Origin of the sequence: Pseudomonas fitomaticsae (assembly GCF_021018765.1) — a bacterium.
GTDB classification, from domain to species: Bacteria; Pseudomonadota; Gammaproteobacteria; order Pseudomonadales; family Pseudomonadaceae; genus Aquipseudomonas; species Aquipseudomonas fitomaticsae.
The window spans coordinates 4,326,157-4,348,671 of record NZ_CP075567.1 but is presented as its reverse complement, the minus strand read 5'-3'; the positions used below and the strand labels follow the sequence as shown (position 1 = coordinate 4,348,671).

The following is a 22,515-nucleotide window of genomic DNA, read 5'->3' as shown; positions in this document are numbered from 1 at the left end:
AGGCTGCTGACGGTGTGGCTCGAAGCGAGCAGAAGCAGCAGTTCGGCGCCGCTGGCGGTGTCCACGGCATCCAGACGCTGGCTGAGTTTATTGGCGTCCGGGCTGTAACCGGCGAGCAGGCCGGCGGGGCTAATGATGCTCACGGCGGTCTGGCCGTCGTAGAGCTTTTTGCTGGCGCTCTGGCTGATCGCTTGCAGGCTGTTGAGGTTGATGTCCACCGACAGCGAGGCGATGACTTTGCCGTTGACCATCAGCGGGAACACGATGCTGGTCATCAGCACCTTTTGCCCGTCGATCACATAGAAGTAGGGTTCGATCACGCACGGCTTGAGCGTGGTGCGCGGGCAGGTGAACCAGGCGTTGGCGGCCTGACCGCTGGGGCCGGTGCTGGTGTCGGCCATGTCGCTTTCCGGCAGCGCCATCGAGGTGACTTTGCCCGGGGTCGGTTGCGACCAGTACAGGGCAAAGCGGCCCTTGTCGTTGCTGCCGAGTTCAGCCTGGCCGGCAAACAGTTCGTCCTTGCCGTCCAGCGCGTTGGCTTCGAATACCAGCGACAGACCGAGCAGATCAGGGTTGGCCTGCAGCGCCGATTTCACCTGACGGGTCATGTCCTCGCGCAGGTCGAAGGCATCGAGGAAGCGCTTCTCGGCCTGTTCACGCAGAAACAGCACCTGACGCGAGAAACCGTGGCCATATTGATAGGCGTCCATGAACTGCTGGCGAATGCCCGCCGCCTGCACTTCACCCTGGGATTCGATGCGAGCCTGAGCCGATTCGGTGAGCATTTCCATGCTCGAAGCTTTCACCAGTTCGGAACTGTGCTCCATGCGATACAGCGAAAGACCCACCAACAGGGTCACGATACCGGCCAGGCAGAGCCCGGCGAGCAGGGTGATTTTCCATTGGATGGAAAGTTGTCTGAGCGACATGGAGACGTCCTTATTCGATAAATATCTGAGACTTTGCACTGTAACGGCCGCGTTTCGTCTTTCTTTATGGCGTAAATGCAATATGGCGAATTGACGCATGTTGTGGCGGATATGCCATCTTCAGCGCTTTGATCATGCAAAGTTACACAGTGGCGCGACCACTCGCTTTGACACTGCGCCCGCTCTGCGGCACAGTGCGCGCCCTTCTAATAAGACCCTCTATGCAAATCCGCTGGCGACCCTCATGGCTTGCCGGCCGGACTCATCCTGTCTGGCGGTGAATGGCTTTACCGTCGTGTTTTTGAGGTAGTGAAATGAATGCAGTGATTGCTGCGGTCGGCGTCATGCTGATCCTCAGCCTGTCCCGTGTGCATGTGGTGATCGCGTTGATCGTCGGTGCGCTGGTCGGTGGCCTGACCGGTGGTCTGGGCATCGACGCCACGCTCAAGGCTTTCAACAGTGGCCTGGGTGGCGGGGCGACGGTGGCGTTGTCCTACGCGTTGCTCGGCGCTTTCGCCGTGGCGATTGCCAAGTCCGGCCTGGCCCACGCGCTGGCCGACAAGGCTCTGGCGATGGTCGACCGCCAGCATGCGACCGGTGGCGGCAGCGTCAAATGGCTGCTGATCGGCCTGCTGTGGGTGGTGGCGATCGCCTCGCAGAACATCCTGCCGATTCATATCGCGTTCATTCCGCTGCTGGTGCCGCCGCTTTTATATGTACTGACCAAGCTGCAACTGGACCGCCGGTTGATCGCCTGCGTCATGACCTTCGGCCTGATCACGCCGTACATGTTCTTGCCAGTAGGCTTCGGCAACATTTTCCTCAACGAGATCCTGCTGGCCAACGTTGCCCGCAGTGGCGTGGACATCAGCGGTATCAACGTCACGCATGCCATGGGCATTCCGGCGCTGGGCATGCTGGCCGGCCTGGGCATGGCGTTCATCAGCTATCGCAAGAAGCGCGTCTACGACCTGGGGAAAATCGAGCAGGTCGAGCAGGTGGCGGTGCAATACAACCCGCGGAGCCTGTTGATCGCCGGTGTCGCCATTGCGGCGGCCTTCATTATTCAGCTGCTGCTGGACTCGATGATTATCGGGGCGCTATCCGGTTTCCTGATCTTTTCGGCGTCGGGCATCGTCAAATGGCGCGAGACGGATGACCTGTTCACCGAAGGCATGAAGATGATGGCGATGATCGGCTTCATCATGATCGCCGCTTCCGGATTCGCCGAAGTGATGAAGGCCACCGGCGAGGTGCAGACCCTGGTCGAGTCGTCGGCCTCTTGGATCAATCACAGCAAGGGCATCGGTGCGTTGCTGATGCTGCTGGTCGGATTGCTGGTGACGATGGGGATCGGTTCTTCGTTTTCCACGGTGCCGATCCTGGCGGCGATTTTCGTGCCGCTGTGCGTGCAACTGGGCTTCAGCCCGATTGCCATTGTCTGCATCGTCGGGACGGCCGGTGCCTTGGGCGATGCCGGTTCGCCCGCGTCGGACTCGACCCTTGGCCCGACCTCCGGCCTGAACATCGACGGCCAGCATCACCACATCTGGGACACCGTGGTCCCGACCTTCCTGCACTACAACCTGCCGTTGTTGGCGTTTGGCTGGGTGGCCGCGATGGTCCTGTAACAACCAAACTCCCTGTGGGAGCGGGCTTGCCCGCGATGGCGTCCGTACATTCAATATTTATGTGACTGAGACACCGCTATCGTCGGATCGCCGCCCGGGGCAAGCCCGCTCCCACAAGGACATGAGGTGTCTCCAGGCTCAACTTTTGGTTTCGCGTGCCGTTAAAGCCTTTAACCACGCCAACAAAACCAAAAAAGTGAGCCCCCAATGCGCCTGAGTCTCAAGGCTAAAGTCCTGTCCCTTGCCGTCCTTCCGGTCTTGCTCTTTGCGCTGGTGATCAGCCTGACCACGCTGTTCATCCTTCAGGAACAGGCGCGCAAGGAGGTCGAACAGACCCGCGAACGCTTGCTCGGCGACGCCAAGGCCACCCTGGCCAGTTATGTCGCCGTGGCCATGACCACCATCAAACCGTTGTACGACGCTGCCGCCCCCGGTGACGCCGACGCGCGGGCGCAGGTGATCAAGTTGCTGTCGAGCATCAAGTACGGCAAGGACGGCTACTTCTTCGGCTACGACTCCGAGACCGTGCGCCTGTTCAAGGCCAACGACCCCGAAGGTGTGGGCAAAAGCTTCAAGGACAACCGCGACCCGAACGGCGTCTACGTCAACCGCGACCTGGTGAAAGTGGCGAAGGACGGCTCCCACTACCTGCAATACAGCTCGCCGTTGCCGGGCAACGCGCAAGTGCTGGTGCCGAAACTCGGCTACACCGAATACCTGGCGAAGTGGGACATGGCGGTCGGTACGTCGGTCAACCTCGACGGCATCGAGGCGCAAGTGGCGGTGGTCGAGGCCAAGGTGCAGGAACGCATGCAGGGCGTGGTGCTGAGCATCGTCGGCGTGGCGGTGGTGGTACTGCTGGTGATCGCGGCGGCGGGGATGCTGCTGGCCAACACCATTCTGCGACCGCTGACCCTGATGAAAGCCAACCTCGATGACATCGCGGCGGGCGAGGGCGACCTGACCCGCCGCCTGAGCATCACCAGCCAGGACGAACTCGGCGAACTGGCCGGCTCGTTCAACCGTTTCGTCGACAAGATCCACGGCCTGGTGCGGCAGATCACCGAGATGACGTCGCAACTGACCGGGCTGGTGACGCAAGTGTCGGATCAGGCCCAGCGCTCCGATCAGGCCATGGAGCGTCAGCGCCACGAAACCGATCAGGTCGCCACGGCAATCAACGAAATGTCTGCGGCCGCGCAAGAAGTCGCCAAGAGCGCGCAGAACGCCGCCGTCGCCGCGCAGCAGACCGACGAAGAAGGCCAGACCGCCAAGCGCGTGGTGGCCGGCAGCATCAAGCAGATTCATGCGCTGGTGGACGACATCCGCAGCAGCGGCGTGTCCCTCGACAGCCTGCAACAGGACGTGTCGTCGATTGTCGGCGTGCTCGGGGTGATCCGCTCGATCGCCGAACAGACCAACCTGTTGGCACTCAACGCCGCGATCGAAGCGGCCCGGGCCGGTGAGGCCGGGCGCGGGTTTGCGGTGGTGGCGGACGAGGTACGGGCGCTGGCTTCGCGCACGCAGATCAGCACTCAGGAAATTCAGGGGATGATTGATCGCTTGCAGGCGGGGACGCAGTCGGCGGTGGAAGCCATGCGCCGTTCCAGCGAGGCGGGTGACGGCACGTCGGCCCAGGCCAATCAGGCGGGAGCGTCGCTGGATGCGATGGCGGATCTGATTGCGACCATCAACTCGATGAACGCGCAGATTGCCAGTGCTGCCGAGGAGCAGACCGCTGTGGCGGAAGAGATCAACCGCAGCGTGCATCAAATTGCGGTGGCGGTGGATAACGTGGCGGATGAGACCCAATTGGGCGCGCAGACTTCGCGGAGTCTGGCGGATCTGGGGCAGCGGTTGGGCAAGTTGGTTGGCCAGTTCCGTATCTGATGGCGTAGTCGGGACAGACCGTCAGGGTCTGTCCCAATACGGCACCTCGCCAAAACACTCCATAAAGAAATCAATCACAGTCCGCACCTTCACCGACAACCGCCGGCTCCCCGGCCACAGCACCGAAATCTGCTGCGGCTCCACACTGTTCGACACCTGATAACCCCCCAGCACCGGCACCAGCGTGCCCTCACGCACCGCCTCGCCGATCAGCCATGACGGAAACATCACCAGCCCCAGCCCTTGCACAGCGGCCTGGGTCAACGTGTCCGCGTGGTTGCCGGTGATCGGGCCCTTGACCGAATAGGGTGTCCACTCGCCCTGATCCTGACGGAAGAACCAGCGCTGCTGACCGGTCGCGCCCTTGTAGGCCAGGCACTGGTGGCGGGCGAGATCGTCGGGATGCTGTGGTGTGCCAAATCGCATGAGATACGCGGGACTTGCTGCGACCTGAAAGCGGTGCGGCGCGAGGATCCTCGCCTGCATGCTCGAGTCGTGCAGCGGGCCGATGCGGAACAGCAGGTCGGCGCCTTCCTGCAGCGGATCGATGTAGTGGTCGGTCTGCTGGATGTCCAGTTGCAGCTTCGGATAGCGCTCGCACAAACGGCCGAGCCATGGCGTCAGGTGGCGTTCGCCGAACACCACCGGGGCGTTGATCCGCACCAGGCCGGTCGGTTCGCTTTGCTGTTCCTGCAACGCCTGTTCGGCTTCTTCGAGTTGCACCAGCACCAGCCGCGCGTGGTGACCGAGCATGCGCCCGGCTTCGGTCGGCGTGACTGCGCGGGTGTGGCGGTAGAGCAATTGCTGATTCAGCGCTTGCTCCATCAGCTGGATCTGCCGGGAAATCGAGGAGGGCGCAACGCCCTCACGGCGGGCGACTTCGGAAAAACTGCCATGGTCGAGCACCGCCACAAACAGCCTTAGCGCCTTGAATCCCAGTTCGTTGAGCCCGTGCATCGTGTGTCCTGCTGTGCGAGTTGCGCAAAAGTGTTGTCTGGATGCTCCCATTTATCGCACAGATGCGCCAGCCGATAATCCGCGCCATCGTTTCTTTCAGAGGATTTTCAGATGCAGTCGTTTGATGAAGTGAGTGCCGCGCCGGCCCCGGTCGCCCGGCCTGGTTTGCGTTTGTTGCTGTTGCCGCTGGTGATCCTGGCCGGCATGGGTTTGTCGGTTGAGGCCGGATTGCTCGGGCCGTTGAGTGAACAGGTCGGGCATTTGTGGGCGACCTTGAGCATTTTCGGGGTCGGGTCGGCGATTCTGTTTTTGCTGTTGCTGTTTGCGGGGCCACAGAAGGGACCGGCGCTGACGGATCTGCCGCGCTGGCAGTTGATCGGCGGGTTTCTGGGGCCGATGTATGTGGTGGTGTTGACGTTGGCGACGCCGCATATCGGGATTGCGATGACGATGATTGCGATTTTGTCGGGGCAGGTTGGCAAGAGTGTGTTGATTGACCATTTCGGGTGGTTTGGGGCTACGCGCAAGAAGGTCAATGCTGAGCGGTGGCTGGCGTTGGGGTTGATTGTGGCGGCTTTGGTTTTGATTGCGCGGGGTGAGTGATGAGTCTGGTTATTTTGTTGGCGGTGGTGGTGTTGGCCGGTGCGGTGTTGAGTGTGCAGGCGGCGATCAATGGGCGTCTTGGGGAAACCGTTGGGGTGTTGCGCAGTAGTTTGTTGACGTTTGTGGTGGGGGCTGTTTCGACCGGATTGCTGATTCTGTTTTTCGAGCCGGCACATGCGGTCAGTCTGCTGGATGTGCCGAAGTGGCAGTTGAGTGGGGCTTTGTTTGGGGTGGTTTACATGATGGTCATGGTTGGCGCCGTACCGCGTGTCGGTACGGCCGTGGCGACGGTGGCGGTGATTGTCGGGCAGCTTGGAATGGGGATGCTGATCGATAATTTTGGGTGGTTGGGGAATCCGGCGATTGAGCTTTCGGGGGCGCGGGTTTTGGCGATGGTTTGTTTGGGGCTGGCGCTGGTTTTCATGTATCGCAGTAGCGTGCGGCAAGCGGACTGACATCTACACTGGTAGCACGGCTTGTTCTTTCAGCCTCAGACAACCACCACCAAAGGAGTCTGTTCCATGGCAGATAGAAAATGCGATTGTCCGGGATGTCGTTGCACGATCAAGGAGGGTGAGCATTCTTATGTGGCGCACGGTAAGCATTATTGCTGTGAGGCGTGTGCGCATCATCACAAGAGTGGTGAGGAATGTTCTGGCAAGGGGTGTCAGTGTGCGCATCCCAAGTAATCGTGGGTATTGAAAAAGTGGAGCCTAATCAGGCTCCACTTGCAGTTTCAGGCTGTCGTCGTCCAGGCGTTCAGTGTGGCGGACGGTGCCTTGCAGGCGTCGGCCGTCGACCCGGACGTCGATGGTAACGGCCTGTTCGAGGTCTTCCGGTTGTGGGGCCGGGACGCGCAGGGCGAAGCAGTAGGGATCGTTTTCGACGGGTTCCAGGCCAACCGGGCAGTCGATGCTTCGGGTGACCCGCCCGGTTGCGGTGTCCAGGCTGTAGTCCAGATGCGCCGGGCTGCTGATGGTCGTCATGTGTGTTCCCCGAAAGAGTCCCCGTCTGCGCGCAAGCTTAGCTTGCCGGTCGCCACGTGACGTTTTCCACGCCGAATTTTTCTGCCATCGGCTTGCTGGTCTTTTGCACTTTCTCCCGGCCGAAGCGCGGGATGCGGCCCACCCCGGCGTCGCAGCTGGCCCAGTGCCACGCCTCGGTGTTGTCCATTTTGTCCGAGCGGATAATGAACGACTTTGGCGTGCCGTGAAGGGTGTAATCGATAACGTACAGTTTTGCGTTGTTCATAAAGCCGTTCTTCCTCCCTGTGGTAATAGAAGGATCGCTGGGCACCGGGAAAATTCACTCGGATTGTCCGACGGTATCTATCAATGGCGAGCGAGGGGGCGGACTGGTTACCATGGCGCTTCCGCCAACCCCGATGAATGTTCGCCATGGCCCTCGCCGCTCCCCCCGATCTGAGTGATACCGATGTGCCGGTGCAGCCGCTGGCGCGTACGTATCCGCGTGGCTTGTTCATCGAGCCGCACGAGCATGTCTGGGGGCAGTTACTGTATGCGATGAGCGGCGTGATGTGGGTCGAGACCCCGCACGAGGCGCTGGTGGTGCCGCCGCAGCGGGCGGTGTGGTTGCCGCCGGGGGTGCCGCACGGGATTCGGGTGGTGTCGGATTTGCAGATGCGCAATATCTACCTGCGCCCGGCGCTGGCGGCGACGCTGGATCAGACGGTGCAGGTGATTGAGGTCGGTGGTCTGCTGCGTGAATTGATTGTCGGGCTGGTGGCGCAGGGCGACAGCGGCGATGCCGAGTATTACGAGGCGCTGGTCGGACTGGCGCTGCTGGAGCTGAAACGCGCAAGGCGTTCGCAGTTGAAGATCCCGATGCCGGACGATGCCGACCGGCGGCTGATGAGTCTGTGTCAGGCGGTCATGGCGGCGCCGTCGCTGGACATTCCTTTCGAGCAGCACGCCGAAAACGCCGGGGCCAGCGTGCGCACCCTGGCGCGGTTGTTCAAGGAAGGGCTGGGCATGGGCTTCGCCGAGTGGCGGCGTCAGGTGCAACTGGCGACGGCAGTGGCCGAGTTGATCCAGGGCGTGCCGGTCAGCGCGATTGCCCGGGAGCTGGGTTATTCGCCGAGCAGTTTCAGCGACATGTTCCGCCGCGAGTTGGGCGTGGCGCCTTCGCAGTTCAGTGCCGGGCAGCTTCCGGGCTGATTTGGCCGAAATTCAGAAGTCCTTGGCCGGTGCTTTCGCACAGCCTTCCCTAGACTTTGCCCATTCCCTTTATGTGGCGGAGTGATCCCATGAACTACCTGATTTCCCTGGGCATCGGTCTGGGTGTCGGCCTGTTGTATGGCGCGCTGGATTTCCGTTCTCCGGCGCCGCCGGCCATCGCGCTGGTCGGCCTGTTGGGCATGCTGGCGGGCGAGCAGTTGTGGCCGCTGGGTCGGCAACTGGTCAACGGCTGGTTGTCCTGAATTTCCTTTTTTCATTCGGTGGATGAGCTCATGAAAGCACTGCAATTCGATAAAACCGGCGACCTGTCTTCCCTGCGCTTCGTCGAGGTGCCGACGCCGGTGCCGGGGGCCGACGAGGTGCTGGTGCAGATCAAGGCTGCGGGCCTCAATCCCAGCGACGTGAAGAATGTGCTCGGGCGTTTCCCTTACACCACGCTGCCGCGTATTCCCGGGCGGGACTTTGCCGGGGTGGTGGTCGAAGGGCCGCAGGCGTTGATCGGTCAGGAAGTCTGGGGCACCGGGCGCGAGCTTGGCTTTTTCGCCGATGGCTCTCATGCGCAGTTCGTCAAACTGCCGGCCAATGGCGTGGCGCACAAACCTTCGCACCTGAGTTTCACCCAGGCTGCCAGCCTCGGTGTGCCTTACACCACGGCGTGGGATGCGCTGGAGCGCAGTCTGGTGAGTGCCGAAACCCGTTTGCTGGTGATCGGTGGCGGGGCGGTGGCGACGGCGGCACTGGCGTTGGCCAAGGTGCGTGGCGCGCAGTTGCTGGCGGCGGCGCGGCGGCCGGAGCAGGTCAAGGATTTGCAGGCGCAGGGATATCAGACGATCCAGCTGGACAAGCCTGAAGAGCTCGGCGCGCAGGTCAATGCGGTATACCGCGGCGGCGCCGACGTGATCTTCGACACCACCGGGTTCTGGCTGCCGGCCTCGGTACCAGCGCTGGCACCGTTCGGGCGTATTGCGATCATCGCCGCGCCGGTGGACGGCCATGTGCAACTGCCGGCGCTGGCCCTGTATCGCAAGGGCGGCTCCGTGGTCGGCATCAACTCTTTGCTGTACGGCGTTGAAGCCTGTGCGGCGATGCTCGAGCAGTTCGGCCGGTTCTTCGACGAAGACTTGCTGCCATTGCCGCAAGGACTGGTCGAAGCACCGTTGGCCGAAGGGCTGGCGCGCTATGCCGATGTGAACCAGGGCAGCGGCGACAAGGTCATCCTGATGCCTTGATCCTTAAGCGTCCGGCACGCCGTGCTCCCACGCCGACCAGTGCTTGAGGATGTCCTGCACCAGCGGATTACCCGTGCGGTAGAGGTTTTCCAGCGCCGGCACGAATCCGCCCTGGTCGGCGTACTTGAGCAGGTTGTCGACTTCGCTGCCGCCCGGCGCCGGGCGGTCGAAGTCGGAGCCGGCGCGCACCACGGCCAGGCGCTGCACGTCCACCAGGCCCTCGCGGCTGGCGCGCAACAACGCCTCGTAGGTGGAGTTGTCTTCCTGTTGGGTGGTGCAGTATTCGCCCTTGTTGTCGGTCAGCAGTCTGGTCCAGACCTCGGCGCGTTCGCTCAGGCGTGTGCCGGAGAACCAGGTGTTGCCCGCCAGCGTGTCGCAGCGGGTGACCACCGGCGGCTGATTGGCCGGTGCTGCCGGGTATTTCTGGCGCCACGCCGCCGATTCCTTGCTCTCGCTCAGTTCGACCTTGTGGCTCAGGGCGAAGGCCTTGGCCTGCAGTTTCGGGTTGAGTTCGAAGACCTCGGTCTTGTAGTCCAGCGGCGGTTTTTCGTTCGGGCCTTTGGTGTTGATACCGAGGTAACCGGTCGGCCAGCTCGAGGGCGCATCGCGTGAATCCAGTTCCCACTGGGTGCCGAATTCCACCAGATAGTGCGCCCAGGCAGCGGTGCCAATGGTCCCGTGTTTCGGGCTGATGCCGGCAATCCCGGCGATCAGGAAGTAGCTTTTGCGCAGGTCGAATTTCGGTGACAGCGCCAGTGCCAGGGTCGAAGCGGCGGCGTTGGTCTGGCCCATGCCGGTGGTCATCAGACACACCTGCTGCGTGTTGCAGCGGATAACCGGATACTCGGCCGACAGGCCCGGCACGCGGATTTCCTGCTTGAGTTCGAGGCGCTCGATCCAGTTTTGCGCTTCCGGGGCGAACATGGTGATCAGCACCACTTTCGGTTGAATCGGTGCCTCGGCCGCCCAGGCGGTGGAGGAGAGCAGGGCCGCAGCGGCCAGTGATACACGCGTCATTGCTTTCATGATGGCTCCTGAATTCAGAACTGATAACCGATGCCGGCGTAGTAACCCCAGCCGTTGGAACGGGCGCGGAAGTTGCCGTCGCCGAAGTTCAGCTCGCTGCCGTCCTCCCAGTTGCCGCCGTTGTGGAAATAACGGCCGACCAGGGTGAAGCGCAAGTGCGTGAACGAGTACAGCAAGACGTTGGTCGCCACCGTGGCATTGGCGGTGCGCGCCGGGTTGTCCTTGTGCAGGTCCGAGCCGAAGTCGAAGTTGGTGAAACCAATGTAGGTCAGCGACGCACCGTTGCTGAATTTGTCGATCGGCACGATGTACTTGAGCTGCGCACGGTAGCCGTCCCACGAATATTCATTGCTGGCGCCGTAGTTTTCCCACTGGTAGCGCCCATACAGGTTGGCCGACAGATTGACCCGCGAATGGGTGTCGATGTCGGTGCCGAAACCGCTGTACAGCGTGTTGGCGCGGTTCTCTTTGCGGCTGCCGTGATCGTAGATCCAGTCGAACGCCACGTACCATTCCTTGAACGGCCCGATGGCCAGGCTGCGGCCGGCCAGGTAGTCGATGGAGATGCGCGGTTCGTGCTCCATGAACACCGGCGAGCCGTGGTCCCACACGCCTTTGTCATGGCTGTTGCCGATGTTGAAGATCTTCGGGATGTCGATGTAGCCGTACAGCTCGAACGGACCCTTGCGCCCGAAGTACTCGTATTCCAGGTAGATGTCGTCGGCCGGTTGCGGGCCGAAGCTGATGTCTTTGCTGCCGATCAGGGTCAGGTTCTGGTTATACCAGTCCGACAGGTACGCGCCTTTTTTCGGCGGGCTGGCTTCGGGACTGAGGGCTTCGCCTTGGGCGGATTCATCGGGCAGGGCAGGTTGCGCCAGCGCGTTGTGACTGAGAACTCCGGTAACGCCGGCCAGTAGCAGGGAAACAGTAAAGGTACGCACACCGCGACGGCGGTGGCAGGAAGAAACGTGCATTCAAAGTCCTTTTTGCGAATCGAGGCCCGAGATGATGGGGCCAGTAGGGTTTTGTAACGAAACCGCGGTCATTAGCGACTCGCAAACGTTTGCACAAGCCGTACCAGTTTTCCAAACCACTGAAAAATCGATTGATTCACGGGTTTACCTGGCGACTCGATCAACTCCCCTGAAGAGGGCCCGAAAAAGCCCTCAAAGTTCTTGCTCAGAACGGCTGGAAGTATCGAAGTAGGGCCTTATCGCACAAAAGTATTAACACTATTTAACCGGTGCCCCATCGCAGGGCATCAACTAGCGTGTGTCTGGAATGGGACGGTTTATCTGATGACCGTCATACGCTTGATACGCGTGTTGGATCTTGCAGCTGTTACACGCCTTCAAGGACGAAGTCGGCCACGAAAGGAGTAGCCCGTGGAAGCAAGGTTTGGTGTCGCCCTCGTTTCGCGTTTTTCCCCACTTTCCCTCGCTGTGCATCTGAGTGTCGCCGGTTTTCTGTTCGGCGGGATGAGCACTCCAGCGTTGGCCACGTGTTCCACGGCCGGTTCGACGGTCACCTGTACCGGTGTGCCGAGCCTGCCGCTGTTTCTCAACAATTTCAGCAGTGCTACCAACGGTCTGACGGTCAACGTCAACTCCGGCGCGCAGATGAACGCCACCCTCGGCGGCAAGGTAATCAGCCTGACCGGGGTCAACATCAACCTGAACAACTCCGGCACCCTCGACCCGGCATTGCTGGGTCTGGTTTCGGTCCTCAGTGGCGGCGCGTTCATCGGCACCGGCGCCACCAGTACGGTCAGCGTGGTCAACAACGCCAGCGGGATCATGCGCGGCACCGGGATGTTGCTCGGCCTCAATCTGACCAGCATCGACGGCTTGGCCATTGGCGTGAACAACGCGGCGGCGGGCACCACCAGTATCACCAACGACGGCACCATTACGTCCACCGGGCTGTCGGTCGGCGGCATCACTCTGGCCGATACACCAGTGGTCGGGGTGTATGGCGGTTCGCAAGTCAACATGACCAACAGCGCCAGCGGCACGATCAACGGCCGGATTGCGTTCGAGACGTCGGCAGCAGGCAACACCTTCACCAACGCCGGTAACATCACCGGCGGTGTGTCGATGGGCGCGGGCAGCACCAACACCTTCTACGCGATCACTGGTTCCAGCGTTAACGTCGGCGACGGTGTGCAAGTGTCCGTCGGCCTCGGTGGCCTGGTCGGCATCAACCTGACCTTCGCCCCGACCGGCACCATCGATGGCGGCGCGGGGGGCACCAACACGCTGATCCTGCAAAACCCGATCGGCGTCGGTGGTGGCGTCACCGGGACCGGCACCGCGTCCAGCGCGACCTACGTCAACTTCAACAACCTGACCCTCAACAGCGGCACCTGGACCTTGCAGGGGCCGTTGGTCAGCGGGGCGACCACACTCAATGGCGGTGTCGCGCAGTTCAACGACAACGCCGCGTTCGGCAGCGGTGTGCTGACGTCCAACGGCGGGATTCTTCAGGCCAGCAATGTCGGTTTGTCGCTGGCCAACCAGATCAGTCTGGGCGCCGGTGGCCTGACCCTGCAGGGCATCAACGGCACGACCCTCAACGGCGTTATTTCCGGTACTGGCGGCCTGACCAAGATCGGCAGCGGTCAGCTCAACCTCAACGGCATCAACACTTACACCGGCAACACTGTGCTCAACGGCGGCACAGTGCTAGTGGGTAATAACTCGGCATTCAGCACTGGCGGCATCACGGTCGGCGGCGCTTCGAGCATCTCGGCAACGACGCCGATTTCGCTGGCCAACGCGATCACGCTCAACAGCACCCTGACCGCAACCGGCACCGGAGCGCTGATCCTGGGCGGGGTGATCAGCGGTGCCAGCAACCTGACCAAGACCGGCAGCGGCAGCCTGACCCTCAACGGCATCAACACCTACACCGGGAACACCAGCCTCAGCGCCGGCACCTTGCGCGTCGGCAACAACAACGCCCTGGGCACCGGGGTGCTCAACACCAGCAACGGCACCAGCCTCGACAGCACCGGCAACGTGACCCTGGCCAACAACGTCGGCATCACCGGTGCACTGAACGTGCTCGGCAGCAATGCCCTGACCCTGGCCGGCATCGTGTCCGGCACCGGCGCGATCACCAAAAGCGGCAGCGCCAGCCTGACCCTGACCGGCAACAACACCAACAGCGGCACCACTGCGCTCAATGGCGGTACGTTGTTCGTCGGCAGCAACACCGCACTCGGCACGGGCGCCTTGAACGCGGCGGCCGGCACTACGCTGGATGCGACCACCGCCGTGACCCTGGCCAACGCGGTGGCACTGGCGGCGGATCTGACCATCGGCGGTACTCAGGCGCTGGGCTTGAGCGGCGTCATCAGCGGCGCCGGCAACCTGATCAAGAACGGCACCGCGAACCTGACCCTCAGCGGCAACAACACCTTCTCCGGCGGCACGGCACTGAATGCCGGGACGCTGATCGTCGGCTCCAACACCGCGCTGGGCACCGGCGCACTGACCACGGCAGCGGGCACCACCCTCGATGCCAGCACCGCCGTGGCGCTGAGCAACGCAGTCGCCCTCGGCGGTAACCTGAACATCGGCGGCAGCGCCAACCTGACCCTCGGCGGCGTGGTCAGCGGCAGCGGCGGGCTGACCAAAAACGGCGCAGCGAACCTGATTCTCAACGGCACCAATACGTTCCTCGGTGCTGTTGCGTTGAACGCGGGCACCATCACAGCGGGTGCCAACGCTGCGCTGGGCAGTGGCAATATCACCGTCGGCGGCGCGGCGACCCTCGACAGCAATACCGCGGTGACGCTGAACAACAACGTCATTCTCAACAGCAATCTGGGGATCGGCGGCAGCAATGCACTGACCCTTGGCGGGGTGGTCAGCGGTGCCAGTCAGTTGATCAAGAACGGCACCGCCAACCTGACCCTCAACGGCGCCAACACCTTCACCGGTGGTACGGCGCTCAATGCCGGCAGCCTGACCGTCGGCAACGGCGCGGCACTCGGCACCGGCACGCTGACCGTGGGCGGCGCGGGGGCAACGCTCAACAGCAGCGCCAACGTGACGCTGAACAACGCCATCGCGCTGAACGCCAACCTCACCACCGGCGGCGCCAACCCGCTGACTCTGGGCGGTGTGATCAGCGGCGGCAGCAACCTGATCAAGACCGGTGCTTCGACCCTGACCCTGACCGGCAACAACACCTACACCGGCGCTACTTCGCTGAACGCCGGGACGTTGGTCGTCGGCTCCAACACCGCCCTCGGCACCGGCATCCTCAACGCCGGCAACAACACCACTCTCGACGCCAGCACCGCGACCAGCCTGGCCAACAACGTCAACCTCGGCGGTAACGTGACCATCGGCGGCAGCAGCGCGCTGACCCTCGCGGGTGTGGTCTCCGGGGTCGGTGGCCTGACCAAAAGCGGCCCGGCCGACCTGATTCTCAACGGTGCCAACACCTATTTCGGCAACACCGCACTCAACGTCGGCAAGCTGATTGTCGGCAGCAATACCGCGATCGGCAGCGGCGCATTGAACGCAGCGGCCGGCACCACGCTGGACACCAACACCGCCGTCACTCTGGGCAATCAGGTCAACCTCGCCGGGGCGCTCAATGTGGGCGGCAGCGCGGATTTGAGCCTGGCCGGAACCGTCGCCGGCGCCGGTAGCCTAGTGAAAGACGGTGCCGCCAACCTGAGCCTCAACGGCACTAACACCTACGTCGGCGGCACCACTCTGAACGCGGGTACGCTGACTGTCGGCAACAGCTCGGCGCTCGGCACCGGCGCCTTGACGGTGGGCGGTGCGGCAGCCCTCGACAGCAGTTCGCCGCTGGTCAGTCTGGCCAACGCGGTCGTGCTGAATGCGGCGCTGAGCGTCGGCGGCACGCAGAACCTGACCCTCGGCGGCGTGCTCAGCGGCACCGGCCAACTGGTGAAAGACGGGGCGGCCAACCTGACCGTCAACGGCACCAACACCTTCAGCGGCGGCACCACTCTGAACGCGGGCACCCTGACCGTCGGCGCGCCCGGCGCACTGGGCAGCGGCACGCTCACTGTCGGTGGCGCCGCGACGCTGGACAACAGCAGCGCCTTCACCCTCGGCAACAACATCACCCTCGATGCCGGGCTGACCCTGGCCGGCAACAACGGCCTGACCCTCAGCGGCGTGATCGACGGCGCCGGCAGCCTGACCAAGACCGGCCTGGACGACCTGGCCCTCAGCGGCAACAACACCTTCACCGGTGCGCTGAACATTGCCGCCGGCAGCGTCACCACCCTGAGCAGCGGGGCGCTGGGCAACACCTCCGGCGCCAACATCAGCGCTGGCGCCAGCCTCAACCTCGGCAGCAGCGCCAGCCTCGACGGCCTGAGCGGCAGCGGCAGCGTGCAGATCGGTGGCGGTAATACCCTCACCGTGGGTGGGGTGAGCAGCACCAGCACCTTCGACGGCGACCTCAGCGGCAACGGCGGTCTGACCAAAGTCGGCACCGGCACCCTGAACCTGACCGGGATCAACGGCATCGTCGGCAACACCGCCGTTAACGGCGGCACCCTGAACCTCAGCGGTTCGCTGGCCAGTGCCCAGGTCAACGTCAATACCGGGGCGAACGTAACCGGCAGCGGCTCGATTCTCGGAACCCTCAACGTCAACAACGGCGGCCACCTGGTGTTGTCCTCGGGCAACACCCTGTCGGCCGCGTCCCTGGTGCTGGCCGCCAACAGCAATATCGATGCGAACCTCGCGACGCCATCGACCACGTCGCTGATGGACATCGGCGGCAACCTGACCCTCGACGGTAACCTCAACGTCACCGATGCCGGCGGTTTCGGCGTCGGGGTCTATCGCTTGTTCAACTACATCGGCGCGCTGACTGACAATGGCCTGACCGTGGCCGGTGTGCCGGTGGGTTACGGCCTCGGCGACATCCTCGTGCAGACGCTGGGTAACCAGGTGAATCTGGTGGTGTCGGCACCGAACACCAACCTGCGTTTCTGGGACGGCAGCCAGACGATCCCCAACGGCACCGTGGATGGCGGCACCGGCACATGGACTGCCGGCGGCACCAACTGGACCAATTCCAGCGGCACGGTCAACCAGACCTGGGCCGGCGACTTCGCGGTGTTCCAGGGCACGGCGGGCACGGTGTCGGTCAACGGCACGCAGCTGTTCACCGGAATGCAATTCCTCACCGATGGCTACAACGTGATCAACGGTTCGTCGGGTCTGCTGACCGCCGTCAACGGCACCGGCGGCACCACGGCGATGCGGGTTGATCCGGGCGTGACCGCCACGGTCGGCGTGAACATCGACGGCAGCGGCATCATCAACAAACTCGACGCCGGCACTCTGGTGCTCAACGGCGCCAACAGCTACACCGGCGGCACGCAACTGGACGGCGGCACCCTGGTGGTCGGCAGCAACACCGCGCTGGGCACCGGCGCGTTGATCGCCAATGCCGGCACGCAACTCGACAGCAACACCGCCGTGACCCTGGCGAACGCCGCGACGCTGAATGGCAATCTGACGATCCTCGGCAGCAATGCCCTGACCCTCAACGGTGTCATTTCCGGCACCGGCGGCTTGATCAAGAACGGCTCGGCCAGCCTGACTCTCGGCGGCAACAATGCTTTCCTCGGGCCGGTGGCACTGAACGCGGGCGGGTTGATTCTGGCGTCGAACAGCGCGCTGGGTTCAGCCACCCTGAATGCCGCGAACGGCACCACCCTGGATGCCAGCGGCGCTTTCACGGCGGGTAATGCGATCAACCTGGCGGGCAACCTCGGCATCGTCGGCAGCAACGATCTGACACTCAGCGGAGCCATCAACGGCGCCGGCAGCCTGACCAAAAACGGCGCGGCCAACCTGATCCTGAGCGGGGCCAACAACTTCCTCGGCGGCATCACCCTCAACGCCGGCACCCTGACCGCCGGCAGCAACGGCGCCCTCGGTCTGGGCAACCTGACCGTCGCCGGTGCCTCGGCGCTGGACAGCAACACCTCGGTGTCGCTGGGCAACAATGTGGTGCTCAACGCCAACCTGACCAACACCGGCAACAGCGACGTGGCCCTCAGCGGCGTGGTCAGCGGCACCGGCGGTCTGGTCAAGAACGGCGCGTCCAACCTGACCCTCAACGGCATCAACACCTACAGCGGCGGCACCACGCTGAACGCCGGCACCGTGACCCTCGGCACCTCGGCGGGCCTGGGCTCCGGCGCAGTGACCGTGGCAGGCGCCTCGACCCTCGACACCACGGCGCCGCTGGTGCTGGCCAACAACGTCAACGTCAATGCCAACCTGAGCGTGGCCAGCAACAACAACCTGACCCTCGGTGGCGTGATCGCCGGGGCAGGCACCCTGACCAAGAACGGTCTGTCCGACCTGACGCTGACCGGCAACAACACCTTCAGCGGTACCTTCGACGTGCAGTCCGGCAGCCTCACCACCTTGGGTAACTCGGCACTGGGCAGCAATGCCGGGGTCAATCTCGGCGCTGCGGCGACCCTCAACCTCGGCGGTTCCGGCAGCCTCGCCAGCCTGACCGGCAGCGGCACCGCACTGATCGGCGGCGGCAACACGCTGAGCATCGGCGGCAACAACACCAGCAGCATTTTCGACGGTGTGCTCACCGGCACTGGCGAGTTGAGCAAACTCGGCACCGGTACGCTGACCCTCACCGGCCTCAACAGCCTGACCGGCAACACCACGGTCAACGCTGGCACCTTGAACGTCAGCGGCTCGCTGGACAGCGCCAGTGTGCTGGTCAACAGCGGCGGCACCCTGACTGGCGGCGGCTCGCTCGGCTGGGCCGTGACCGTGGCGGATGGCGGTCATCTGGCTGGCGCCACCGGCAGCACCCTGTCGGTGAACTCGCTGGTGTTCAACGCCAACTCCAACTTCGATGTCGGCCTCGGCACACCGGTGTCCGGTGGCGGCAACCCGCTGGTCAATGTCGGCGGCAACCTGACCCTCGACGGCACCCTCAACGTCAGCGACATCGGCGGTTTCGGCAGCGGCGTGTATCGCTTGATCAACTACACCGGCGGCCTGACCGACAACGGCATGCTGATCGGCACCGTGCCGGGCAGCGTCACGCCGGGCGACCTGACCCTGCAAACCGCGCTGGCCAACCAGATCAACCTGCTGGTCACCGCACCGGGCGTCACCGTGCAGTTCTGGGACGGCAACCAGCTCGTCGCCAACGGTTCGGTGGATGGCGGCAGCGGCACCTGGGGCACCGGCACCACCAACTGGACCGACGTCAACGGCACCACCAATCAGGCCTGGACCAACAGCTTCGCGGTGTTCCAGGGTGCGGCGGGCACCGTGACCGTCAACGGCGCGCAAACCATCACCGGCATGCAGTTCGTCACCGATGGCTACAGCCTGCAGAACGGCACGGCCGGGTCGATTAATCTGGTCAACGGATCGCTGGGCAATGCCACCGTGCGGGTCGACCCGAACGTCACCGCCACCGTGGGCGTGGCGCTCAACGGCGCCGGCACACTGGGCAAATACGACACCGGCACCCTGGTGCTCAATGCGGCCAACGGCTACACCGGTGGTACCGCGCTCAACGGCGGCAAGATCGTGGTCGGCAACAACGCGGCCCTCGGCACTGGCGTGTTGACCGCCGCCAACGGCACGGCGCTGGACAGCAACACAGCGGTCAGCCTGGCCAACGCCGTGGTGCTCAACGGCGGACTCACCGTCGCCGGCTCCAACGCATTGACCCTCGGCGGTGTGGTCAGCGGCAGCGGCAGTCTGATCAAGACCGGCGCATCGAGCCTGACCCTCAACGGCAGCAACACTTACAGCGGTGGCACTCAACTGTCCGGCGGTTCGCTGATCCTGGGCAACAACAGCGCGATCAGCAGCGGTGCCCTCAGCGTGCTGGGCAATGGCACCCTCGACAGCACCAGCGCGCTGCAACTGGCCAACGCCATCAACCTGGGTGCGCAACTGACCCTGGCCGGCAACCAGAACACCACACTGATCGGGGCGATCACCGGCAGCGGCAGTCTGGTGAAAAACGGCAATGGCGACCTCGTGCTCAGCGGCGCCAACACCTACAGCGGCGGTACCACGCTGAACGGTGGCAGCACCCGTGGCGATACCAGCAGCCTGCAAGGCGCCATCGCCAACAACGCGACGCTGACTTTCGAGCAGAACAGCGACGGCAGCTACACCGGCAATCTGACGGGCGTCGGCACACTCAACAAAACCGGCACTGGCGCCTTGCTGCTGACCGGCAATAACACCTTCACCGGCAACACCGCGGTGCAGGCCGGTGCGCTGAACGTCAACGGCGTGCTCAACAGTGCCAACGTCAACGTTGCCAGCGGTGCGAAGATCGGCGGCAGCGGCGTATTCGCCGGCGCCGTGCAACTGGCCAACGGGGCGACGCTGACCGGCGGCGGCACTGCGACGCCGTTGTCGGTCGGTTCGCTGGCGTTGTCTTCGGGCACCAACCTGGACTTCTCCCTCGGTTCGGCAGCCAGTTCCACCACGGTGGTCAACGTCGCCGGCAACCTGACCCTCGACGGTACGCTGAACATCAGCAACGCCGGCGGCTTCGGCACCGGGGTCTATCAACTGTTCAGCTACGGCGGCAGCCTGACCGACAACGGTCTGGTCTACGGCAGCCTGCCGGTGTCGGCGGCCAATCTGACCCTGCAGACCGCGCTGGCCAATCAGGTCAACCTGCTGGTGCAGAGCACGCCGGGTGAAGTGCAGTTCTGGAACGGCGGCACCACCAATCCGGATGGCAGCATCGGTGGTGGCAGTGGCGTGTGGGGCCCAGGCACCAACTGGACCGATCCGAGCGGTACTCAGGCGCTGGCGTCGAACGGTCAGTTCGCCGTGTTCGGCGGGCAGAGCGGCACGGTCACCGTGCAAGGCAATCAGAACTTCACCGGGTTGCAATTCCTCGCCAACGGCTACAGCGTGGTTCCGGGCGCCGGCGGTACGCTGACACCGGTCAACGGCCCGGGCGGGAGCCTCGCGCCGGTGCGGGTGAATGCCGGTGGCAGCGCGGAAGTTTCCGCACCGCTGGTGGGCACTGGCGGCATCGAGAAACTGGATTCGGGCACTCTGGTCCTCAGCGGCGCCAACACTTACAGCGGCGGGACCACGGTCAGCGGCGGTACGCTGATCGGTAATACCACCAGCCTGCAGGGCAACATCCTCAACAATGCATCGTTGGTGTTCCAGCAGAACGTCAATGGTCAGTTCAACGGTGTGCTCAGTGGTATCGGCGCATTGGCCAAGCGGGGCGCCGGAACCCTGCTGTTGACCGGCGATCAGCCGTTCAGCGGCACCGTTGCGGTCGATCAGGGCGTGCTGCAAGTCGGCAGCCGCTCGGCGCGCGCGTCGCTCGGCGGACAGATCACAGTGGCCAACGGCGCCGGGTTGAGCGGTAACGGCAGTGTCGGTTCCCTGGTCAACCACGGAGTGGTGCAATCCGGTGCCGAGGCTGGCACCTTGAGTGTCGCCGGCAACCTGACCAACGCCGCCGACGGTATGCTGGCCCTGACGATCAGTTCGCCAAGCGCCACACCGCTGGCGGTCGGTGGCACCGCCACGCTGGGCGGCGGTCTGCAGGTCAACAGCCTGGCACCGTTCACCGGCAATACTGTGTACTCGCTGATCACCGCCGGTGGCGGGGTGATCGGCACCTTCAGTGCCGCCGATCTGCCGCAGTATGCGTTCCTCGACACGGCGCTGGTGTATGACCCGAATGCGGTGAACCTGGTGGTCAGCCGCAATGGCAATTCGTTCGTCGACGTCGCTGCCACCCGCAACCAGCGCAACACCGCTTCGGCGTTGATGCGCAACGGCGCGGCGGGCAGTGCGTTGCAGGGCGAAATCGTCAACCTCAGCGTGGCGGGGGCACGTAACGCCTTCGACAGCCTGTCCGGGGAAATTCATGCCAGCACCGCCAGCGCGATCCTCGAGGATTCGCGCTACGTGCGCGACGCGGTCAACGACCGTATGCGCCAGCCATCGTGCAGCGCGCCGGATGATCCACGCCGCGCCCTGGCCCCGAGCGACAACCAGCTGAGCAGCAACGGTTGCCACGGCGAAATGGTCGGCTGGGCCCGCGCACTCGGCGCCTGGGGCGAGTCGGATGGCGACAGCAACAGCGCGAAACTGGATCGCAACCTGAGCGGTTTCATGCTCGGCACCGACAAGCAGATCGACGACCAATGGCGCGTCGGCATGGCCGCCGGCTACACCCGCAGCGATCTGGATGCCCATGATCGTCGCTCGGATGCCACGGTCGAGAGTTACCACCTGGCGGCGTACCTCAACTCGCAATTCGATGCCCTGGCAGTGCGCCTCGGCGCGGCCTACAGCTGGCACGACATCGAGACCAAGCGTGACGTCAGCGTCGGCGCCTACAACGACCGGTTGAAGGCCAATTACGACGCTCGCAGCGCACAGGTGTTCGGTGAAATCGGCTATGCCATCGATGCGGCCGGGATTGCCCTGGAACCGTTCGCCGGCGTGGCATACGTCAACTACGACAGCGACAAGGCCAAGGAGAAAGGCGGAGTAGGGCGTCTGCGCGCCGAGTCCGATCAGGACATCACCTTCTCGACCCTGGGCGTGCGCGCTGGCAAGGTCATTACCCTGGCCAACGGCGGGCAATTCACCCCGCGTGCGGCCCTCGGCTGGCGGCATGCCTTCGGCGACACCAAGCCTGACGCCGACCTGACCTTCATCGACGGCGGCGCCTCGTTCAAAACCCAGGGCGTGCCGATTGCCAAGGACAGCGCGGTGGTCGAAGCCGGCGTGGACTTCCAGATCAGCCCGACCGGCAAACTCGGCATCGGCTATTCGGGGCAGCTGTCGAACGAGAGCAACGACCATGCGATGACCATCAGCTTCAGCCTCGGGTTCTGATTCAGGAGCGAAGCACTTCAGCCGCCCGCAAGGGCGGCTTTTTTTTGCCCGATCACAGCCAGTGGCAGTTGCCTTCACCGGAACTCGGAACTTGTTGTAGGAAGTTGCTGAAACTGCAGGCCTGTTTATGGCATCACGGACGTGTC

14 protein-coding genes and 1 pseudogene are annotated in these 22,515 nt (G+C 63.6%); 10 read left to right on the top strand and 5 right to left on the bottom strand.

What is annotated here, in order from left to right:
• The first annotated feature begins 1,243 nt into the window (after positions 1–1,243).
• The 3 genes and pseudogenes from KJY40_RS19520 to KJY40_RS29720 all read left to right on the top strand — a co-directional run bounded on the left by KJY40_RS19520 (position 1,244) and on the right by KJY40_RS29720 (position 4,450).
• Positions 1,244–2,560 (top strand): Na+/H+ antiporter family protein, encoded by a 1,317-nt coding sequence (locus tag KJY40_RS19520; RefSeq protein WP_115078584.1) that lies wholly within the window; start codon positions 1,244–1,246, stop codon positions 2,558–2,560.
• 207 nt (positions 2,561–2,767) lie between these two features.
• A pseudogene (locus KJY40_RS29725) lies at positions 2,768–3,544 on the top strand (cache domain-containing protein); the annotation flags it as partial.
• 84 nt (positions 3,545–3,628) lie between these two features.
• On the top strand, positions 3,629–4,450 hold the full coding sequence (locus KJY40_RS29720) for a methyl-accepting chemotaxis protein (protein ID WP_371855536.1): 822 nt from the start codon (positions 3,629–3,631) through the stop codon (positions 4,448–4,450).
• A 21-nt stretch (positions 4,451–4,471) separates the two neighbouring features.
• Here KJY40_RS29720 and KJY40_RS19510 read toward each other — a convergent pair whose 3' ends face one another.
• Positions 4,472–5,407 carry a LysR family transcriptional regulator gene (locus KJY40_RS19510; RefSeq protein WP_230731901.1) on the bottom strand — a complete coding sequence of 312 codons (936 nt, stop codon included), beginning with the start codon at positions 5,405–5,407 and terminating at the stop codon, positions 4,472–4,474.
• A 111-nt stretch (positions 5,408–5,518) separates the two neighbouring features.
• Here KJY40_RS19510 and KJY40_RS19505 point away from each other — a divergent pair, with 111 nt between their 5' ends.
• The 3 genes from KJY40_RS19505 (at position 5,519) to KJY40_RS19495 (ending at position 6,699) form a co-directional block, all read left to right on the top strand.
• Positions 5,519–6,010: a DMT family transporter gene (locus KJY40_RS19505; RefSeq protein WP_230731899.1), complete on the top strand. Its 492-nt coding sequence runs from the start codon at positions 5,519–5,521 to the stop codon at positions 6,008–6,010.
• Positions 6,010–6,465: a DMT family transporter gene (locus KJY40_RS19500; protein ID WP_230731898.1), complete on the top strand. Its 456-nt coding sequence runs from the start codon at positions 6,010–6,012 to the stop codon at positions 6,463–6,465. The genes KJY40_RS19505 and KJY40_RS19500 overlap by 1 nt, the downstream gene beginning before the upstream one ends.
• Positions 6,466–6,531: 66 nt before the next feature.
• Positions 6,532–6,699 (top strand): metallothionein, encoded by a 168-nt coding sequence (locus KJY40_RS19495; protein WP_074689145.1) that lies wholly within the window; start codon positions 6,532–6,534, stop codon positions 6,697–6,699.
• 24 nt (positions 6,700–6,723) lie between these two features.
• On the opposite strand, the gene KJY40_RS19490 is transcribed toward KJY40_RS19495, so the two are convergent.
• A complete protein-coding gene (locus KJY40_RS19490) occupies positions 6,724–6,996 on the bottom strand; it encodes a hypothetical protein (RefSeq protein WP_230731896.1) in 273 nt (90 codons plus the stop codon).
• Positions 6,997–7,033: 37 nt separating this feature from the next.
• Complete coding sequence (locus KJY40_RS19485) at positions 7,034–7,261, bottom strand: DUF6555 family protein (protein WP_064597962.1); 228 nt, start codon at positions 7,259–7,261, stop codon at positions 7,034–7,036.
• Between the two features lie 137 nt (positions 7,262–7,398).
• Here KJY40_RS19485 and KJY40_RS19480 point away from each other — a divergent pair, with 137 nt between their 5' ends.
• The 3 genes from KJY40_RS19480 (at position 7,399) to KJY40_RS19470 (ending at position 9,437) form a co-directional block, all read left to right on the top strand.
• Positions 7,399–8,187, top strand: a complete 789-nt coding sequence (locus tag KJY40_RS19480; protein ID WP_230731894.1) for an AraC family transcriptional regulator — start codon at positions 7,399–7,401, stop codon at positions 8,185–8,187.
• A gap of 89 nt (positions 8,188–8,276) precedes the next feature.
• Positions 8,277–8,450, top strand: a complete 174-nt coding sequence (locus KJY40_RS19475; protein ID WP_082302397.1) for a DUF1427 family protein — start codon at positions 8,277–8,279, stop codon at positions 8,448–8,450.
• A gap of 30 nt (positions 8,451–8,480) precedes the next feature.
• Positions 8,481–9,437 carry a quinone oxidoreductase family protein gene (locus tag KJY40_RS19470; RefSeq protein WP_230731892.1) on the top strand — a complete coding sequence of 319 codons (957 nt, stop codon included), beginning with the start codon at positions 8,481–8,483 and terminating at the stop codon, positions 9,435–9,437.
• Positions 9,438–9,440: 3 nt separating this feature from the next.
• Here the strand turns inward: KJY40_RS19470 and KJY40_RS19465 are convergent, their stop codons facing one another.
• Together KJY40_RS19465 and KJY40_RS19460 are read right to left on the bottom strand one after the other, a co-directional pair.
• The gene (locus KJY40_RS19465) at positions 9,441–10,463 is read right to left on the bottom strand and encodes a purine-nucleoside phosphorylase (RefSeq protein ID WP_230731889.1); all 1,023 of its coding nucleotides are present in this window, start codon (positions 10,461–10,463) and stop codon (positions 9,441–9,443) included.
• Positions 10,464–10,477: 14 nt separating this feature from the next.
• Positions 10,478–11,437 carry a nucleoside-specific channel-forming protein Tsx gene (locus KJY40_RS19460; protein WP_230731887.1) on the bottom strand — a complete coding sequence of 320 codons (960 nt, stop codon included), beginning with the start codon at positions 11,435–11,437 and terminating at the stop codon, positions 10,478–10,480.
• Between the two features lie 411 nt (positions 11,438–11,848).
• Between KJY40_RS19460 and KJY40_RS19455 the strand changes: the two genes are divergently transcribed.
• Positions 11,849–22,369 carry an autotransporter-associated beta strand repeat-containing protein gene (locus KJY40_RS19455; RefSeq protein WP_230731885.1) on the top strand — a complete coding sequence of 3,507 codons (10,521 nt, stop codon included), beginning with the start codon at positions 11,849–11,851 and terminating at the stop codon, positions 22,367–22,369.
• The last annotated feature ends 146 nt before the right edge of the window (positions 22,370–22,515 follow it).

Excerpts from the sequence above, each read along its gene's own strand:
- KJY40_RS19470 (WP_230731892.1), top strand. The coding sequence starts at position 8,481 with ATGAAAGCACTGCAATTCGATAAAACCGGCGACCTGTCTTCCCTGCGC.
- KJY40_RS19510 (WP_230731901.1), bottom strand. The coding sequence starts at position 5,407 with ATGCACGGGCTCAACGAACTGGGATTCAAGGCGCTAAGGCTGTTTGTG.
- KJY40_RS19520 (WP_115078584.1), top strand. The coding sequence starts at position 1,244 with ATGAATGCAGTGATTGCTGCGGTCGGCGTCATGCTGATCCTCAGCCTG.
- KJY40_RS19480 (WP_230731894.1), top strand. The coding sequence starts at position 7,399 with ATGTTCGCCATGGCCCTCGCCGCTCCCCCCGATCTGAGTGATACCGAT.
- KJY40_RS19495 (WP_074689145.1), top strand. The coding sequence starts at position 6,532 with ATGGCAGATAGAAAATGCGATTGTCCGGGATGTCGTTGCACGATCAAG.
- KJY40_RS19490 (WP_230731896.1), bottom strand. The coding sequence starts at position 6,996 with ATGACGACCATCAGCAGCCCGGCGCATCTGGACTACAGCCTGGACACC.
- KJY40_RS19500 (WP_230731898.1), top strand. The coding sequence starts at position 6,010 with ATGAGTCTGGTTATTTTGTTGGCGGTGGTGGTGTTGGCCGGTGCGGTG.
- KJY40_RS19475 (WP_082302397.1), top strand. The coding sequence starts at position 8,277 with ATGAACTACCTGATTTCCCTGGGCATCGGTCTGGGTGTCGGCCTGTTG.
- KJY40_RS19485 (WP_064597962.1), bottom strand. The coding sequence starts at position 7,261 with ATGAACAACGCAAAACTGTACGTTATCGATTACACCCTTCACGGCACG.
- KJY40_RS29720 (WP_371855536.1), top strand. The coding sequence starts at position 3,629 with ATGACGTCGCAACTGACCGGGCTGGTGACGCAAGTGTCGGATCAGGCC.
- KJY40_RS19460 (WP_230731887.1), bottom strand. The coding sequence starts at position 11,437 with ATGCACGTTTCTTCCTGCCACCGCCGTCGCGGTGTGCGTACCTTTACT.
- KJY40_RS19465 (WP_230731889.1), bottom strand. The coding sequence starts at position 10,463 with ATGAAAGCAATGACGCGTGTATCACTGGCCGCTGCGGCCCTGCTCTCC.
- KJY40_RS19505 (WP_230731899.1), top strand. The coding sequence starts at position 5,519 with ATGCAGTCGTTTGATGAAGTGAGTGCCGCGCCGGCCCCGGTCGCCCGG.